Below are 15,292 nucleotides of genomic sequence, written 5' to 3'. Positions count from 1 at the left end.
GCGGCATTTTCGCTGGAAACTCCTGACCGGCCACAGCAATGCCGCAGGATTTCCGGGCGTTCAAATGATTGCTTCTCATCTCATATGTTAGTAAATTTGACATATGGAATATGTCCCGCTGAACGCCATACGCGCTTTCGAGGCTGCTGCACGCCATTTGAGTTTTTCGGCTGCCGGCGAAGAACTGCATGTCACGCATCCGGCCATAAGCCACCAGATCAGACGGCTGGAAGAGTGGCTGGGCGTGCCTCTGTTCCACCGCGGCGCGCGCAAGGTGCGGCTGACGGACGCTGGGGTCATTCTACAGGCCTCGGCGAGCGGCGCCCTTGCCGAGCTTGGCGCCACATGCCGACGCATCCGCCGCAATGCGGCATCAGTGACGCTGTCCGTAGGCTGCATACCGTCCATCGCCAGCCGCTGGCTGGTGCCTCGCCTGCCGGACTTCACCGCCAGCCATCCCGGTATCGGCATGCGGGTCGCTTATGCCAAAGCCGAGGACAGGCTCGGAGACGACGAGAACGATGTGCTGATCACCCTCGGAGCCGATCCGACGCCTGGCGTCACCAGCCTCAAACTGTTTTCACGCCTCAACCGGCCGGTGTGCAGCCCGCATTATCTGGCTGGCAAGCAGCTGCGTACCCCTTCGGGGATCGCTGCCGCGGACCTGTTGCATGACGAGAACCGGCAGGGCTGGAGTGAGTGGTTCTCCGAGGCCGGACTGGCCAATGTCGATGTCGGCAACGGACCTGTCTTCGCCGACTTCAACATTCTTGCGACAGCGGTCATTGCCGGTCACGGCGTGGCGCTTTGTCCCGTCGACGTCTTTCGGGACGAACTGAAGCGCGGCGACCTGATGGTTCTGTCCGATATCTCGACCAACCGCGACAAGAGCTATTTTCTGACGATGTCGGTGGATGCCTCGCCCGCCGCGCTCACCTTCGCCGACTGGTTTCGCCGTGCGATCTCGGTCGATGCTAATGATCAGCGGCCTGCCGATATCACTTGACGACGAAACCATGCGCGAACGGATCGCGGTCGTCGATGAAGATCGTGTTCAGTCCGGTCATGCGCGCCCAGCCGCCGATCGAGGGAATGATCGCCGGCTTGCCCGCGACGGTGACCTCTTTTTCGACCTTGCCCTTGAACAGCGAGCCGATGATCGATTCATGCACGAAGGCGTCACCGGCCTTGAGCTCGCCCTTGGCATGAAGCTGCGCCATGCGCGCCGAGGTGCCGGTGCCGCACGGTGAGCGGTCGATGGCCTTGTCGCCGTAGAAGACGGCATTGCGGGCGTCGGCCCCTTCGACCGTCGGCTTGCCGGTCCACAGCATATGCGACAGCTTGTTGATGCCCGGGTTTTCCGGATGCACGAAGGAATATTTCTCGTTGAGCCGCTGCCGCACCACCGGGCTCCAGGCGATCAAATCGCCGGCCGAATGATCGGCCATGTCGCGATAATTTTTTTGCGGCTCGACGATGGCGTAGAAATTGCCGCCATAGGCGACATCGACGCTGATCTCGCCGAGCCCGGGACATTCGACCGTCAGACCTTCTGCATGGAGGAAGGACGGCACGTTGGTGATGCGCACCTCCTCGACATACTCGCCGACCTGTTTGTACTCGGCGATGACCAGGCCGGCCGGCGTATCGAGCCTCAGCACACCCGGCGTCTTCGGCTTGATCAATCCGTGTTCGATCGCCATCGTCACCGTGCCGATGGTGCCGTGCCCGCACATCGGCAGGCAACCCGAGGTTTCGATAAACAGGATGGCGATGTCGCAATCCTCGCGCGTCGGCGGATAGAGGATCGAACCCGACATCACGTCATGGCCGCGCGGCTCGAACATCAGACCGGTGCGGATCCAGTCATATTCGGCGAGGAAATGCGTGCGCCGTTCCATCATCGTCGTGCCCTCAAGCAGCGGGCCGCCGCCGGCGACCAGCCGCACCGGATTGCCGCAAGTGTGGCCGTCGATGCAGAAGAAGGATTTCTTGGCCATGTCGTTCCTCGAAAAATTCAAAACCGTTGTGGACTGAAAGGGGCCAGATCAACAGGTGGAGTCTGCCCCAGGATGATTTCCCGGATCAACCGTCCGGTCGCTGCCGCCTGGGTCAGGCCGAGATGGCCGTGGCCGAAAGCATAGACCACCGGCCGGTTTCCCGACGCCTTGCCGATGACAGGCACCGAATCCGGCAGCGAGGGCCGGAACCCCATCCATTCGCGCCCGCCGATGGGATTGAGCCCCGGCAGGAATTTCTGCGCCTTCCGCAGCAGCGCTTTCGACCTGGCATAATTGGGCGGCCGCTCGATGCCGCCGAGTTCGACGGCACCGCCGACGCGCAGGCCCGTCCCGAGCGGCGTGATGACGAAGCCATGGCCGGAAAAGATCAGCTGCCGCTTCACGTCAAAGGCGCTCTTGGGCAAGGTTGTGTTGTAGCCGCGCTCGGTTTCCAGCGGAATGCGGTCGCCAAGCTGCCGCGCCAAAAGGTGCGACCAGGCGCCGGCGGCAACGACGAGCTGCCGCGCCTGCCTGGTCGTGCCGTCGGCTAGCGTCAGGGTCGCGCCATCCTGGTCCGCCGCGACCCGGTCGATGCGGGCCATTTCAAAGCGGGCGCCGTTGGCCTCGGCGTAAGCCCACACCGCCTTGCCGAGCAGCTTTGGATCGGCGACCGTCTTCCAGCCCGGCACGAAGGTGCCCTTGATGAAGCGCGGTGACAGGCCCGGCTGCAAACCCGCCAGGCCCTCGCCCTCGACATGGCGAAAGCGGATGCCGAAACGCTCGCGCGCCGCCCAGCCCGGCAGCGAGGCTTGGAACTCGGCCTCGCTTTCATAGAGTTCGAGCGAGCCATCCTCACGCAGCATCGGCCTTGTGCCGGAGCGATCGAGCAGGCCCATCCACTCCGCTTCGGCGAGCTTCATCATGCCGGCCTGGGCGGCGAGGCTCGCCTCGTATTTCGCCGGCGCACCGGCGCGCCAGAACCGGATCAGCCAGGGCAGGAGCTTCGGCAGGTAGACGGGCGGAATGCTGAGCGGGCCGAGCGGATCGGCCAGCCATTTCGGCAGGTTCTTGATCATGCCCTTGTGCGCCAGCGGCAGCACGTCGGAGAAGGCAAAGGCCGCGGCGTTGCCGGAGCTCGTCTCCTCGCAAATGCCGGTGCGGTCGAAAACCGTGACATCCAGTCCTGCCTCGGCAAGGAAGGCCGCGGCGCAGATGCCGATGATGCCGCCGCCGACAATGGCGATGTCCTCGCCTTCCCCCCGCGAACGGGGAGAAGGTGCCCCAGTGGCGGAGCGTTGCGCCTGTTCCGGGGATTTGGAATTTCCTGGCACGTCGGTGCTGTCCCTTATTCGGCTGCCACCAGTCTGTCCGCGGATAGAGGAGACGCCTGGAGCGACGGCAGCTTCGGCCGCACCGCCAGCGCATCCCGTATGATTGTCTCCACCGCCTTGCGGCGCTCGCCCGACAGCGGCTGGCGCGGCATGCGCACGCGGTCATTGGTACCAATCGCCAGCACTTCAGCAAGCTTGATGTTCTGTACCAGATAGGTCGAGACGTCGAGGTCGAGCAGCGGGCGGAACCAGCGGTAGATGGCGAGCGCCTCCTCGCGGCGGCCCTGCTTCATCAGCTGGAAGATGGCGACCGTCTCGCGCGGGAAGGCGGTGACCAGGCCGGCCACCCAGCCGATGGCGCCGACCGACAGCGCCTCGAAGGCGAGATTGTCGACGCCGGTGAAGAGATCGTAGCGGTCGCCGAGGCGGTTGATGATCTCCGTCGAGCGCCTGATGTCGTCGGAGGATTCCTTGATGGCGACGAAGCGCTTGTCCGATGCCAGTTCTTCCATCTGGTCGACGGTGACGTCGACGCGGTAGGCAAGCCGGTTGGAGTAGATCATCACCGGCAGGTCGCCGGCCTCGGCGACCGCGCGCAGCGCTGCGACAGTTTCTTCCGCATTGGTGTGGTAGATCGGGCTCGGCACCACCATCAGGCCATTAGCGCCTTCTTTGGCGGCGCGCCTGGCGATGCTGGCCGCCTCGCGGGTGCCCGCCTCGTTGACCGTTAGCAGCACCGGCTTCCTGCCGGCGACTTTCTGCGCGGTCTTCAGCACTTCGATCTTCTCGTCAGGCGACAGCATCGGCCCTTCGCCGAGCGAGCCGCAGACGATGATGCCGTCGCAACCGGCCTCCATCTGCAGGCTGAAGCAGCGCTCCATCTCGGCATGGTCGAGCCGGTCGTCGGCGGTGAATTTGGTCGTAACGGCGGGGAAAACTCCGGTCCACATGGTCATTGCTCCATCTGATATATCAGACGTATATCTGTTAAGAAACGCGCTGTCAATGCGGAATCTGTTATGATATATTCTGAATATATCAGGAGGATGCCTTTGATATCCATGGAAGCAGGCACTGCGTTCGAGCCGGCGGCGGCCAAGGCCTACCGTGTGCTCGAGCACATGATTGTCACCCTGGAGCTGGCGCCGGCGAGCTTCGTCACCGAGGGCACCCTGATCGACAGGCTTGGCCTCGGTCGCACGCCGGTGCGCGAGGCGATCCAGCGGCTGGCCTGGGAAGGGCTGCTCGATGTCAGGCCACGCGCCGGCATCGCGATCGCGCCACTGCATCCCGGCGACTGGCTGCGCGTGCTCGACGCCCGGCGCGGTGTCGAGGTGGTGCTGGCCCGTTCGGCCGCCCGCTTCGTCACCCGCGAGGCCGCCGACCTGTTTCACGAGGCGGCCCTTGCCATGCAGAAGGCGGTCATCTCGGGCAATGTGCTTGCCTTCATCCAGGCCGACAAGGCGCTCGATGAGGCCCTGGCGCTGGCCGCCGACAACCCCTTCGCCGCGCGGCTCGCTGCCCCGTTGCAGACCCACAGCCGCCGCTTCTGGTTCCGCTACAAGGCGGACACCGGCCTGGCCGAGTCAGCCGAGCATCACGTCGCGCTGATCCGCTCGATCCTCGACGGCGACGAGGAGGCAGCCGCCAAGGATGCCAAGCGTCTGATGGCACTGTTGCGCGGCCATGCCGAGGTCGCCGCGACGCGCTGACCGGCGATCAGATCCCTTGCGCCGCGGTGATGGCGGTATTCTCCCACCCGTCACCGGTCGCGAAAATGCAGCTTCGGCCCTGCACGTCGGTCACCAGCATCGACCAGGTCCCACTTGCCGAAACATAGACCTCGACAATGGCGGCCTGGCCAACCACACCGTAGCCGATCTGCTTTTGTTGCAAGGCCTTTGCCAATGCCGCAACAAGGTCACTGTGGCCGCCGCAGATGAATTGCGCCTGCGCCGATAGCGTCGACAGCGCCAGCGCGGTGCTGATCGCGGCTATCCTGATCCATCGAAACGAAAATCTGTGTGCCATCTGGCACCTCCTTCGCCTTGGCGTTTCGGCAAAGCGAGGCACATAGGCAGCCTCAATATACCGGAACGCTCCAGGCCGGGTTCGACGTCTTCATCACGTCACTCCTTCTGGTTTCCGGTCTGTCGTCAGGGAATCTATCGCATTCCCTGGATTCGATATGGTGAGGCCCCGATCTGAAAACAAGCACCCTTTCCGAGCTCCCGGCGGGTTGCAGGCGACGGTCGGCGTCAGGCTTGTGCAGGTTCGCGAAGTGCCGCCCATTTCAGCAAGGCGTCGAGGGCCGGGCATAGTGCCTGGCCCCAATCGGTCAAGCAGTACTCGACCTTCGGCGGCACCTGGTGGTGCACGATACGGCGCACGATGCCGTCGGCCTCCATCTGCCGCAGCTGCTGGATCAGCATCTTCTGCGAGATCGCCGGAATCGCCCGTTCGAGGTCGGAGAAGCGCAGCACCTTGCCGCCGAACAGATGAAACAGGATCACCAGCTTCCAGCGACCTTCGAGGATGCGCAGCACATTCTCGACACCGCTCGCCGCGGACAACGGCGTCAGCGTCTCAGATTTGCTTTCGGGCCGAACCTTACCTTCAGGTAAGTACCTTACTTTTTCGTCGGTTCTTGTCATTTTCGCAGCATATCGCATTTTAGAAGCCGGACAAGCGCCGCCGGCCGCGACGGGCGGCGGCAACCCGCATCGGAGAGACACCATGACCGCAAAGCTTCCGCAGCCGCTGGCCGACTATTTCGCCGCCAAGAACAGGCATGACATCGATGCCATGCTCATCCCCTTCTCGTCGGACGCCACGGTCAAGGACGAAGGCCAAACCCATCGCGGTTCGACCGCCATCCGCGACTGGATGGAGGCAACGACACGCAAGTACCGGGTGACGGTCGAGGTCGCCGACGCGACCGCCAATGGCGATGCATGGCGGATCGCCGGCATCGTGTCGGGGAATTTCCCAGGCAGCCCTGCGACGCTCCACTACGTCTTCACCCTGGCCGACGACCGGATCACGCAACTGGAGATCGGCGCATGACCATCGTCCGGAAATTTGCGGTCGACGACCGGGAATTTGCCGGCAAGCGCGTTCTGGTCACCGGCGGCACCAAGGGTGCCGGCGAGGCCATCGTTGTCAGGCTTGCGGCGGCAGGGGCAATGGTTGCAACCACCGCTCGCTCGGCGACCGAAACATCATCGTCGAAGCTGTTCGTGCAGGCCGACATCAGCACTCTGGCAGGTGCCGAAAGAGTGGCGGCAGCCACCATGGACAGTCTCGGCGGCATCGACATCATCGTTCACAGCGTCGGCGGGTCGAAAAGTCCAGGCGGAGGGTTTGCCGGACTGACCGATCAGCTCTGGCTGGACGAGCTCAGCCTCAATCTGCTGGCGGCGGTGCGGCTCGATCGCCTGCTTGTCTCGCATATGATCGAGCAAGGCTCAGGCGCGATCGTCCACATATCGTCGATCCAGCGCCGCCTGCCGCTGCACGAATCCACCATAGCCTATGCAGCGGCCAAGGCAGCCCTTTCAACCTACAGCAAGGCATTGTCCAAGGAGCTCGGCCCGAAAGGCATCCGTGTCAACTCAGTGGCACCGGGCTGGATCCACACCAGCGCATCGGAAGCCATGGTGAAGCGGCTGGCCGCCCATTCCGGTTCGGACGAGGAAACCGCCCGCCAGGGCATCATGGATGCGCTGGGCGGCATTCCCATCGGCCGGCCGGCATGGCCGCAGGAGGTCGCGGAACTGGTAGCATTCCTTGTCTCGGACCGCGCCTCGGCGATCCATGGCGCCGAATACGTCATCGACGGTGGCACGATTCCAACAGTGTGATGCCGCTTAAAAATAAGGGCGCGACAAAAGCCGCGCCCTTAACTCGGTGAAATAAATGTCGGACTTCAATTCATCGTCGGGATGACGAATTCCGCACCGTCCTTGATGCCGGACGGCCAGCGCGAGGTCACCGTCTTGGTCTTGGTGTAGAAGCGGAAGGCGTCCGGGCCGTGCTGGTTGAGGTCACCGAAAGACGACGCCTTCCAGCCGCCGAAGGTGTAATAGGCGATCGGCACCGGGATCGGCACGTTGACGCCGACCATGCCGACCTGGACGCGCGAGGCGAAGTCGCGCGCAGCGTCACCGTCACGGGTGAAGATGGCGACGCCATTGCCCATCTCGTGATCGTTGGCGAGCTTGATCGCGCTCTCATAGGTCGGCGCACGCACCACCGAGAGCACCGGCCCAAAGATCTCTTCCTTGTAGATGCGCATGTCGGCCGTCACGTTGTCGAACAGGCAGCCGCCCATATAGTAGCCGTCCTCATAGCCCTGCATCTTGAAGCCGCGGCCGTCGACGACGAGCTTGGCGCCCTCCTTGACACCGGTGTCGACATAGCCCTTGACGCGCTCCAGCGCCTGCGCCGTCACCAGCGGGCCGAAATCGGCTGCCGAATCCGTCGACGGACCGACCTTTAGGCTCTCGACACGCGGGATCAGCTTTTCCATCAGCCGGTTGGCGGTGTCGTTGCCGACCGGCACAGCCACCGAGATCGCCATGCAGCGCTCGCCGGCCGAGCCGTAGCCGGCACCGATCAACGCGTCGACGGTCTGGTCCATGTCGGCATCGGGCATGATGATCATGTGGTTCTTGGCGCCGCCGAAGCACTGCACGCGCTTGCCCGCCGCAGTGCCGCGCGAATAGATATAATGCGCGATCGGCGTCGAACCGACAAAGCCGACGGCCTTGATGTCGGGATCGTCGAGGATGGCGTCGACGACTTCCTTGTCGCCGTTGACGACGTTGAGGATGCCCGCCGGCAGGCCGGCCTCGAGGAACAGTTCGGCGATGCGGATCGGCACGCCCGGGTCACGCTCAGACGGCTTCAGGATGAAGGCATTGCCGCAGGCGATGGCCGGTGCGATCTTCCACAGCGGGATCATCGCCGGGAAGTTGAACGGGGTGATGCCGGCGACGACGCCGAGCGGCTGGCGCATCGAATAGACGTCGATGCCGGGGCCGGCGCCATCGGTGAACTCGCCCTTCATCATATGCGGTGCGCCGATGCAGACTTCGACCACTTCGAGGCCGCGCTGGATGTCGCCCTTGGCGTCGGCGATCGTCTTGCCGTGCTCGCGCGCCAGGATGTCGGCCAGTTCGTCATAGTCGCGGGCGACCAGTTCGAGGAACTTCATCAGCACGCGCACGCGGCGCTGCGGGTTGGTGGCGGCCCATTTCGGCTGCGTCGCCTTGGCGTTCTCGACGGCTGCGCGCAGTTCCGCCTGCGAGGCCAGCGCCACCGTGCCGCGCACGGTGCCGTCCATCGGCTGCATGACATCCTGCTTGCGGCCGCTGGTGCCGGCGACACGCTTGCCGCCGATGAAATGACCGTATTCGATCATGATTTCTCTCCCTTTGTTTGTGATGCTGTATTGTCCGCCTTTGCAGGGGCGATGGCAACGCGAGGGAGAACGCAACCGTTGTGCGTAAATTAGATATCGATTGACGGGCGAGCATCAATTCTCGCAAATAGCGTGTCACAAGAGATCTCCTGGGATTCCCATGAATTGGGATGACGTCCGCATCTTCCTCGCCGTGGCGCGCGCCGGCCAGATCCTTGGCGCCGCCAGGCGGCTGGAGCTCAACCACGCCACCGTCTCGCGCCGCATCGCCGCGCTCGAAGACGCATTGCGCACAAAACTCTTTCGCCGCCTGACCACCGGCAGCGAGCTGACGCCCGCCGGCGAGCGCTTCCTCGACATTGCCGAGCGCATGGAGGGCGACATGATCGCCGCGCGCTCGACCATATCGGGCGAAGGCGACGATATCTCGGGCACCGTGCGCATCGGTGCGCCGGACGGGTTTGGCGTCGCCTTCCTGGCCAGGCGCCTCGGCGAACTGACCGCGCTGCATCGCGAACTGACGATACAGCTCGTGCCGGTGCCGCGCTCCTTCTCGCTGTCCAGGCGCGAAGCGGACATCGCCATTACGGTCGAGCGGCCGACAGAAGGCCGGCTGGTGGCGGGAAAACTGGTCGACTATTCGCTCGGCCTGTTTGCGTCGCGTGCCTATGCCGATGCCAATGGCCTGCCCAAAACAGCGGCCGAACTCGGCCAGCACACCCTCATCGGCTATGTGCCGGATCTCATCGTCAGCCCTTCGCTCGACTACGCGGCCGAATTCAGCGCGGATTGGCGCACCAGCTTCGCCATCTCGTCGGCACTTGGCCAGGCCGAAGCGGTGCGCTCGGGCGCCGGCATCGGCATCCTGCACACTTTCGTCGCGCGTTCGATGCCGGAACTGGTGCCGGTTGACGCCGTCGCACCGATCCGCCGCGCCTACTGGCTGGTCTATCACGAATCGGTCAGGCCGCTGCGCCGTGTCCAGATCGTCGCCAGCTTCATCACCAAGGCAGTTGAGAAAGAGCGGGGCCTCTTTACCTGATTTCGCAAACCGGCAGACGCAATGCGCCGTTCAAGGCGGGTCAAGAACGAACGAATTGCTTGTCCTCCAAATGCCTGGCGGGTTGCGCCCTTCAGGCAGATTGTGCCGGTATCACAATAACGCGACCCGGCCAGGCAGGCCGCCTTTTCCTTGCCAGGAAACCGGCCAGTGTGGCATCAGGCATGCGGTCGCCGGCCACGACGCAGGGCCGCCGGGTGGGGAAATCGTTCAGAAAGCTGGCGCGGATAAAAATGCGAGCCGTTCTTGCCATCCTGCCGCTGGTTTTCGTCTCGGCCTGCGCCAACCCGTGGACAAAAGTGCCGGAAGCCGAATTGCCCAAGCCGATCCGCTACGCCATGGCGCGCCCCTCGCCTTTCGTCATCGGCAATTATTGTGGCCCCGGCACCCGCACGGGCGATCTGTCGGCCCGACCGGTGGACCGCCTCGACGCTGTATGCCAGGTCCATGACGCCTGCTACATCGCGCGCCACAATCATTGCGACTGCGACGGTGCGCTTGTCGCCTCGGCCAGGGCAATCCGTGATGACAAGACAGCCCCCCGCAAGATGCGCGGCGAGGCGGAATTGCTGATCGCCACTTTCGCCATTCCCGTCTGCAAAGTGTTTCCGCAGGGCTTCATGCCGCCGCGCGACCCGGCGCAGTTGAGCGGCATGAAGGCCGGAGCCACCGGGTGAACCGCCGCGCATCCATCATCCTTGCCCTCATCGGGCTGGCGCTCGCCGTCGTTGCCGGTTGTGCCGGCACAGGCCGCAATCCCTGCGACCTCCTGCCGGGACAGGCAGCCTGCACGCGGCCCTCTCTGTCGGCCAGCACGCCCGGGCCGCAAGTCGCGGCGTCGCAGTTTTTTGGCGATGCCGGCACCGGTGACTACGAAAGACGCTTCCTGGCGCTGCTTGCCTACGCAAAGCTCGGCGCCATGGATCGCGCCAATGGCACCGGCCCGTTCGGGCGCAACCGCCGCGACGTGCAGAACAGCGACTTCCAGGCGACCTATTCGACGCTGCAGCAACTCGCCGGACCGCTCGCCAAGACGCATCTGCCGCCGGCCAATGGCGGCGGCGACGAGGGCCATTTCGACGGACGCTGGCGGGTGTCGCGGCAGACGCTCTACATCGATGCGGCGGCGCGGCCCTTGGCCCCCAAGATTTTCGATTTCTCCGGCCTGCAGGCACGCAGCACCGAGATCGTCGTGCGCCAGGCCGGCAAGCAGCCTGCCGACATCGAGGCCAGCTGCGACGGTCCTCTGGCGATCCGCGCCACAGGTGCCACACACACCATCGCAGCCGGCGCGGCATTCCGCTTTCGCCTGTCGGGCGAGGATGACACGGTCAGCCTGTTTCCGAGCGACAGGCTGAACCGTTGCACGGCAAGGATCCGCTCCAGCCTTGCGCCGGCCGGCGCGCCGCTCACCATCCAGCGCGAAGAGACCGCCGATCCGACACTCGCCAGCTTCGACAGCCGCTACCAGCGTTGCCCGGTTCCCAACGACGCCGGCCTCGACGCGCTTGAGCGCACCTTTTATGCCAGCCGCTGGCTGTCGCAGACCTGCGCCCTGCCGATCGGGGAGCCCAAGCTGCTGCGCAAGTCGCGTGACGGCTTCAACGCCAAGGTCGAGGCGCTGATGGGCGCGCCCTTGTCCGATGCGGCGATCGACAGAGGCGACCCGGAACTGCCGCTCGATTTCTCCAGGGCGCCAAGGCTGAAGCTGATCTATCTTTCCTCGCTCGAGTTCAAGGCCGACTTTTCCGGCTGCATCATGGAGCGGCTGATCCGCCATCATGCCGCCCTTGGCACCAAGGTGCGCATCATGGTCACCGACGTGCTGGAGCGCGAAAAGGACGACGCCATGCTGCACCGGCTGGCGGCCGAATTCCCCAATATCGAACTGCAGGAATACCGCTGGCGCGCCGATCATGGCGCGCCGATCGACGAGCAGATCTCACAATTCCACAAGACCCATCATATCAAGATGCTGGCGACGCTGGCGCAGGATCCCGCGCGCTCGCGCGTCATCATCGGCGGCCGCAACATCCATGACGGCTTCCTGTTTCACCAGCCGATCGACCTGTCGCGCTATCCGGACCTGCAGCAATACGGCAAGACCGACGGGCTTTCGCTGAACTACTATTCGAACTGGAGCGACTTCGACATCGAATTTGACGACAAAGCGACGGTCGAGACGCTCGCCTCGCATCTGTCAACGATATGGTTGCGCGACGCCGACACCAATCTGGCGCGCCCCTTCTCCATCCCGGTCCGCGGAGATGGCCGCCCCCTCGGCAATGCCCGACATTTCATTTCGGTGCCCTATGAGGACGACCATGCGCTGGAGGCCTATTTCGTCGAGCTGGTCGACGCCGCCCGGCACCATATCCAGATCGTCAACCCCTACCTCAATCTGACGCCGGGCCTTGCACGGGCCTTTGACCGGGCGCTCGCCCGCGGCGTCAAGATCGACATTGTCGGCCGCATCGATCTCAAGGGCGATATTGGCGGCAGATTCCTCACCGCGCTCAACAAGCTGTTCGTCGAGAAATATGGCGACCGCATCAACATCCGCGAGTTCAAGGCGCCCGACGTGGTGTTGCATTCCAAGATCCTGATGATCGACGAAAGGCTGGTCGCCATCTCCTCGGTCAACCTCAACAACCGCAGCTTCTTCCACGATTCAGAGAACGGCATGATGGTGCTCGATCCCGCCTTCTACGTCAGGATGAAGCCGATCTATGACGACTATCTCGCCCACTCGAACCCGGTTTCCACCGAGGTGACGATCGCGTGGCCCTACCGGCTGCTGTTCGACGAGGCCTGGGTCAGGCAGGCGTTCTGATGCATGTCGCCCAAAAGTGGCCACCGGTTTGGGACAACGACATGCACGAAGGACACGCCGCGCCTATTTCAGATAGCGTTCCTGCGCCAGGGCACGGGCGTCGATATCGGGCACCCGGCTCGAGATGATGTCGGCCAGCACCTTGGCCGAGCCGCAGGCCATGGTCCAGCCGAGCGTGCCATGGCCGGTGTTGAGGAAGAGGTTGGAAAGCTCGGTGCGGCCGATCAGCGGCGGCCCATCCGGTGTCATCGGCCGCAGCCCGCACCAGAAGGTCGCCTCGCGCATGGCGCCGGCGCCCGCAAAGAGATCGCCGACCGAATGTTCAAGCGTGCGGCGCCGCGATTCGTGCAGCCTGAGATCGAAGCCCGAAATCTCGGCCGTGCCACCGACGCGGATGCGGTCGCCCAGCCGGGTGATCGCCACCTTGTAGGTTTCGTCCATCACAGTCGACACCGGCGCCAGGGCGGCATCCTTGATCGGCACGGTGATCGAATAGCCCTTGACCGGATAGACCGGGATCGACCGTTTCATCCGGCGCATGAAGCCCGCCGAGTAGCTGCCCAGCGCCATCACATAGGCTTCGGAGGACTTGAAACCCTTGCTGGTGCTGAGGTTGGCAATGCGGTTTCGGCTGCGGATGACGCGCCAGATCGTCGTGTCGTATTCGAACTTGACGCCGCGCGCCACGCAGAGTTCGGCCAATTTCTCGGTGAACATCTTGCAGTCGCCGGTCTCGTCATGCGGCAGCCTGAGGCCGCCGACGAACTTCTCGCGCACGCCGGCCAGCGCCGGCTCCGCCGCGATGCAGCCGTCCTGGTCGAGGATCTCGTAGGGCACGCCATATTTCTTCAGCACCTCGACATCGCCACCGGTGCCGTCGAGCTGCTTTTGCGTGCGAAACAGCTGCAGCGTGCCCTGGGTGCGCTCGTCATAGGTGATGCCGGTGGCCTCGCGCAGCGCCTTCAGCGTATCGCGGCTGTATTCCGCCAGCGGCACCATGCGCGACTTGTTGATCGCATAGCGCTCGGCCGTGCAGTTGCGCAGCATCTTGACCAGCCACGTCCACATATGCGGATCGAAGGCCGGCCGCACCACCAGCGGGCCATGTTTCATCAACAGCCATTTGATCGCCTTCAGCGGAATGCCGGGTCCGGCCCAGGGTGAGGCATAGCCGGGCGAAATCTCGCCGGCATTGGCGAAGCTGGTTTCCAGCGCCGGGCCTTTCTGGCGGTCGAGCACCGTCACCTCGTGGCCGGCCTCGGCAAGATAATAGGCCGTGGTCACCCCGATGACGCCACCACCCAGCACCATGATCTTCATCGTTCACTCCTTGCCGCGCCGCGCATCCTCAGGACGCCCGTGGACGCGACCGCATTTCTCGATTTGCGCATGATCCCAAATGAAAATCGATGCCGATTTTCGAGAACCATGCGCTGTGGCCCATTCACGCCGCCGAGGGACCGGGGTCGTCGTCTTCTGTCTGCCGCATTCCGATCGTCTCGCCAAGAGGCCGCCAGTCGGCTGCGGCGCTGTAGACGAGAGTGAGCCCGTGCGGTCGCCGCCCGTCGGCCCGGTCTTTCTGCCTGACCGCGCGTCGGGCAGCCTCCGGCTGGTAAAGCACGGCCTTGATCAGGATCGACTCCCGCCGGCCATCGGCGTGCTCGATCGAAGCCGTTTCGCCCTGCGCCATGCCAAGCATGCAGAGCCCGCGCCTGGTTGCCACCGACAGGCTGGAGCCGACCGGTCCGCGCACCTCGTTCTGCACCAGGGTACGCGTCTCGGCGTGACCGGCATCGATGCTGAACACCACCCTGCTGTTCAGCGTGACGATATCGGGGCCGACCGAACCGGTCGGGACGACATCGGCGCTTGAAAGCTTGTGTTCGAGCATGTGCACGATCGGATCCGCGAATGCCCGCCGGCGCTCCAGCATGACTTCGAGGACTGCGAAGTCCTTCGTCGTCAGGCAGCAATTCGTGCTCGTCATCATCGCCTCCACGATCAAGGTCGTTGCGGGCCGCAGGCCGGCGTATCGACGGCTTCAACGGTCACTGACAGTTCCCGGCCGCCACGGCTGCTCCAACGCACCGCCTGCCCGATGGTCGCGCCGATGAGCGCCGTTCCCATCGGCGTCAGTATCGATATCCGGTTTTCGGCAATGTCGGCCTCACCCGGATAGACCAGCATGATGCGCTGTGTGTCCCCGCCTTCGCCGCGAACCGTCACTGTCGAGCCCATACGCACCACGTCGACCGGCATCACCGCCGCGGCCGTGACGGTAGCCCGGTCCATTTCGAAGAGCAGTTCCTCGGCCGTCTCGGGCGTACGGTCGAGCAGGGCCCTTGCCAGGCCGGTCAACCTGTCATGATCGGTGTCGCTGATCAGAATCCGGCTCGATGGACGCAGTCCTGTTGCATGTTGCATGGCAAACCTCATGGATAGGCGCATCGAATGGATGCGCGCTTGCCACCGCACTAACGGCGGCGTGATGAAAAGCCGGCAGCCGCAAAGGGCTGTGCGGCTTGATGGCGGTTTTGGATTTATGAATGCCCCGGTACGGACGGACGCCAGAAGGCGGCCGCGCCGGGGCTACGATCCCGCGATCGGGCAGACCCTGAACAAGGTTCTGGTGTAAGCGAGGTT

Annotated in this window: 17 protein-coding genes; 8 read left to right on the top strand and 9 right to left on the bottom strand. The window is 64.1% G+C overall.

The genetic code is table 11. From position 1 onward, the window contains the following. Window positions 1-103: 103 nt before the first annotated feature. Complete coding sequence (locus DBIPINDM_RS19695) at window positions 104-1,006, top strand: LysR substrate-binding domain-containing protein (RefSeq protein ID WP_258588787.1); 903 nt, start codon at window positions 104-106, stop codon at window positions 1,004-1,006. Here DBIPINDM_RS19695 and DBIPINDM_RS19690 read toward each other — a convergent pair. From DBIPINDM_RS19690 to DBIPINDM_RS19680, 3 genes are read right to left on the bottom strand one after another with little or no spacing between them, the layout of a single operon-like run. Then, a complete protein-coding gene (locus DBIPINDM_RS19690; protein ID WP_258588786.1) occupies window positions 999-2,000 on the bottom strand; it encodes a 4-hydroxyproline epimerase in 1,002 nt (333 codons plus the stop codon). The genes DBIPINDM_RS19695 and DBIPINDM_RS19690 overlap by 8 nt on opposite strands. A gap of 17 nt (window positions 2,001-2,017) precedes the next feature. Beyond that, a complete protein-coding gene (locus DBIPINDM_RS19685; protein ID WP_258588785.1) occupies window positions 2,018-3,331 on the bottom strand; it encodes an NAD(P)/FAD-dependent oxidoreductase in 1,314 nt (437 codons plus the stop codon). A gap of 14 nt (window positions 3,332-3,345) precedes the next feature. Next, a complete protein-coding gene (locus DBIPINDM_RS19680) occupies window positions 3,346-4,281 on the bottom strand; it encodes a dihydrodipicolinate synthase family protein (protein ID WP_258588784.1) in 936 nt (311 codons plus the stop codon). A gap of 111 nt (window positions 4,282-4,392) precedes the next feature. Between DBIPINDM_RS19680 and DBIPINDM_RS19675 the strand changes: the two genes are divergently transcribed. Further along, window positions 4,393-5,043, top strand: coding sequence for a GntR family transcriptional regulator (locus tag DBIPINDM_RS19675; RefSeq protein ID WP_416361767.1), 651 nt, complete (start codon window positions 4,393-4,395; stop codon window positions 5,041-5,043). A 7-nt stretch (window positions 5,044-5,050) separates the two neighbouring features. On the opposite strand, the gene DBIPINDM_RS19670 is transcribed toward DBIPINDM_RS19675, so the two are convergent. Next, on the bottom strand, window positions 5,051-5,362 hold the full coding sequence (locus DBIPINDM_RS19670) for a hypothetical protein (protein ID WP_258588782.1): 312 nt from the start codon (window positions 5,360-5,362) through the stop codon (window positions 5,051-5,053). Between the two features lie 227 nt (window positions 5,363-5,589). Further along, on the bottom strand, window positions 5,590-5,913 hold the full coding sequence (locus DBIPINDM_RS19665) for a winged helix-turn-helix transcriptional regulator (RefSeq protein WP_044551005.1): 324 nt from the start codon (window positions 5,911-5,913) through the stop codon (window positions 5,590-5,592). A gap of 154 nt (window positions 5,914-6,067) precedes the next feature. On the opposite strand from DBIPINDM_RS19665, the gene DBIPINDM_RS19660 reads away from it, so the two are divergent. Both DBIPINDM_RS19660 and DBIPINDM_RS19655 read left to right on the top strand, forming a co-directional pair. Then, complete coding sequence (locus tag DBIPINDM_RS19660; RefSeq protein WP_258588781.1) at window positions 6,068-6,397, top strand: nuclear transport factor 2 family protein; 330 nt, start codon at window positions 6,068-6,070, stop codon at window positions 6,395-6,397. After that, a complete protein-coding gene (locus tag DBIPINDM_RS19655) occupies window positions 6,394-7,194 on the top strand; it encodes an SDR family oxidoreductase (protein ID WP_258588780.1) in 801 nt (266 codons plus the stop codon). The genes DBIPINDM_RS19660 and DBIPINDM_RS19655 overlap by 4 nt, the downstream gene beginning before the upstream one ends. A gap of 65 nt (window positions 7,195-7,259) precedes the next feature. On the opposite strand, the gene DBIPINDM_RS19650 is transcribed toward DBIPINDM_RS19655, so the two are convergent. Continuing rightward, window positions 7,260-8,756 (bottom strand): CoA-acylating methylmalonate-semialdehyde dehydrogenase, encoded by a 1,497-nt coding sequence (locus DBIPINDM_RS19650; RefSeq protein WP_258588779.1) that lies wholly within the window; start codon window positions 8,754-8,756, stop codon window positions 7,260-7,262. A gap of 160 nt (window positions 8,757-8,916) precedes the next feature. Here DBIPINDM_RS19650 and DBIPINDM_RS19645 point away from each other — a divergent pair, with 160 nt between their 5' ends. The 3 genes from DBIPINDM_RS19645 to DBIPINDM_RS19635 all read left to right on the top strand — a co-directional run bounded on the left by DBIPINDM_RS19645 (window position 8,917) and on the right by DBIPINDM_RS19635 (window position 12,649). Next, window positions 8,917-9,798, top strand: a complete 882-nt coding sequence (locus DBIPINDM_RS19645; RefSeq protein ID WP_258588778.1) for a LysR family transcriptional regulator — start codon at window positions 8,917-8,919, stop codon at window positions 9,796-9,798. A 251-nt stretch (window positions 9,799-10,049) separates the two neighbouring features. Then, the gene (locus DBIPINDM_RS19640) at window positions 10,050-10,493 is read left to right on the top strand and encodes a hypothetical protein (RefSeq protein WP_258588777.1); all 444 of its coding nucleotides are present in this window, start codon (window positions 10,050-10,052) and stop codon (window positions 10,491-10,493) included. Next, the gene (locus DBIPINDM_RS19635) at window positions 10,490-12,649 is read left to right on the top strand and encodes a phospholipase D-like domain-containing protein (protein WP_258588776.1); all 2,160 of its coding nucleotides are present in this window, start codon (window positions 10,490-10,492) and stop codon (window positions 12,647-12,649) included. Before DBIPINDM_RS19640 ends, DBIPINDM_RS19635 begins: the two co-directional genes overlap by 4 nt. A gap of 63 nt (window positions 12,650-12,712) precedes the next feature. Here DBIPINDM_RS19635 and DBIPINDM_RS19630 read toward each other — a convergent pair whose 3' ends face one another. The 3 genes from DBIPINDM_RS19630 to rnk all read right to left on the bottom strand — a co-directional run bounded on the left by DBIPINDM_RS19630 (window position 12,713) and on the right by rnk (window position 15,073). Beyond that, window positions 12,713-13,969, bottom strand: a complete 1,257-nt coding sequence (locus tag DBIPINDM_RS19630) for a D-amino acid dehydrogenase (protein WP_258588775.1) — start codon at window positions 13,967-13,969, stop codon at window positions 12,713-12,715. 124 nt (window positions 13,970-14,093) lie between these two features. Then, window positions 14,094-14,636 (bottom strand): nucleoside-diphosphate kinase, encoded by a 543-nt coding sequence (locus DBIPINDM_RS19625; protein WP_258588774.1) that lies wholly within the window; start codon window positions 14,634-14,636, stop codon window positions 14,094-14,096. A gap of 14 nt (window positions 14,637-14,650) precedes the next feature. Further along, window positions 14,651-15,073, bottom strand: coding sequence for a nucleoside diphosphate kinase regulator (rnk, locus tag DBIPINDM_RS19620; RefSeq protein ID WP_258588773.1), 423 nt, complete (start codon window positions 15,071-15,073; stop codon window positions 14,651-14,653). Between the two features lie 10 nt (window positions 15,074-15,083). Between rnk and DBIPINDM_RS19615 the strand changes: the two genes are divergently transcribed. Then, complete coding sequence (locus tag DBIPINDM_RS19615; RefSeq protein ID WP_258588772.1) at window positions 15,084-15,284, top strand: hypothetical protein; 201 nt, start codon at window positions 15,084-15,086, stop codon at window positions 15,282-15,284. The last annotated feature ends 8 nt before the right edge of the window (window positions 15,285-15,292 follow it).

The organism is Mesorhizobium sp. AR02, from assembly GCF_024746835.1.
In the GTDB taxonomy this organism is placed as follows: Bacteria; Pseudomonadota; Alphaproteobacteria; order Rhizobiales; family Rhizobiaceae; genus Mesorhizobium.
Note: the sequence above shows the minus strand (reverse complement) of the source record. Positions and strands in the feature narration are given on the sequence as shown.

Coding starts and splice junctions, on each gene's coding strand:
- DBIPINDM_RS19680 (WP_258588784.1), bottom strand. CDS start 4,281: ATGTGGACCGGAGTTTTCCCCGCCGTTACGACCAAATTCACCGCCGAC.
- DBIPINDM_RS19660 (WP_258588781.1), top strand. CDS start 6,068: ATGACCGCAAAGCTTCCGCAGCCGCTGGCCGACTATTTCGCCGCCAAG.
- DBIPINDM_RS19655 (WP_258588780.1), top strand. CDS start 6,394: ATGACCATCGTCCGGAAATTTGCGGTCGACGACCGGGAATTTGCCGGC.
- DBIPINDM_RS19645 (WP_258588778.1), top strand. CDS start 8,917: ATGAATTGGGATGACGTCCGCATCTTCCTCGCCGTGGCGCGCGCCGGC.
- DBIPINDM_RS19675 (WP_416361767.1), top strand. CDS start 4,393: ATGGAAGCAGGCACTGCGTTCGAGCCGGCGGCGGCCAAGGCCTACCGT.
- DBIPINDM_RS19695 (WP_258588787.1), top strand. CDS start 104: ATGGAATATGTCCCGCTGAACGCCATACGCGCTTTCGAGGCTGCTGCA.
- DBIPINDM_RS19640 (WP_258588777.1), top strand. CDS start 10,050: ATGCGAGCCGTTCTTGCCATCCTGCCGCTGGTTTTCGTCTCGGCCTGC.
- DBIPINDM_RS19615 (WP_258588772.1), top strand. CDS start 15,084: ATGGATAGGCGCATCGAATGGATGCGCGCTTGCCACCGCACTAACGGC.
- rnk (WP_258588773.1), bottom strand. CDS start 15,073: ATGCAACATGCAACAGGACTGCGTCCATCGAGCCGGATTCTGATCAGC.
- DBIPINDM_RS19650 (WP_258588779.1), bottom strand. CDS start 8,756: ATGATCGAATACGGTCATTTCATCGGCGGCAAGCGTGTCGCCGGCACC.
- DBIPINDM_RS19690 (WP_258588786.1), bottom strand. CDS start 2,000: ATGGCCAAGAAATCCTTCTTCTGCATCGACGGCCACACTTGCGGCAAT.
- DBIPINDM_RS19670 (WP_258588782.1), bottom strand. CDS start 5,362: ATGGCACACAGATTTTCGTTTCGATGGATCAGGATAGCCGCGATCAGC.
- DBIPINDM_RS19630 (WP_258588775.1), bottom strand. CDS start 13,969: ATGAAGATCATGGTGCTGGGTGGTGGCGTCATCGGGGTGACCACGGCC.
- DBIPINDM_RS19625 (WP_258588774.1), bottom strand. CDS start 14,636: ATGACGAGCACGAATTGCTGCCTGACGACGAAGGACTTCGCAGTCCTC.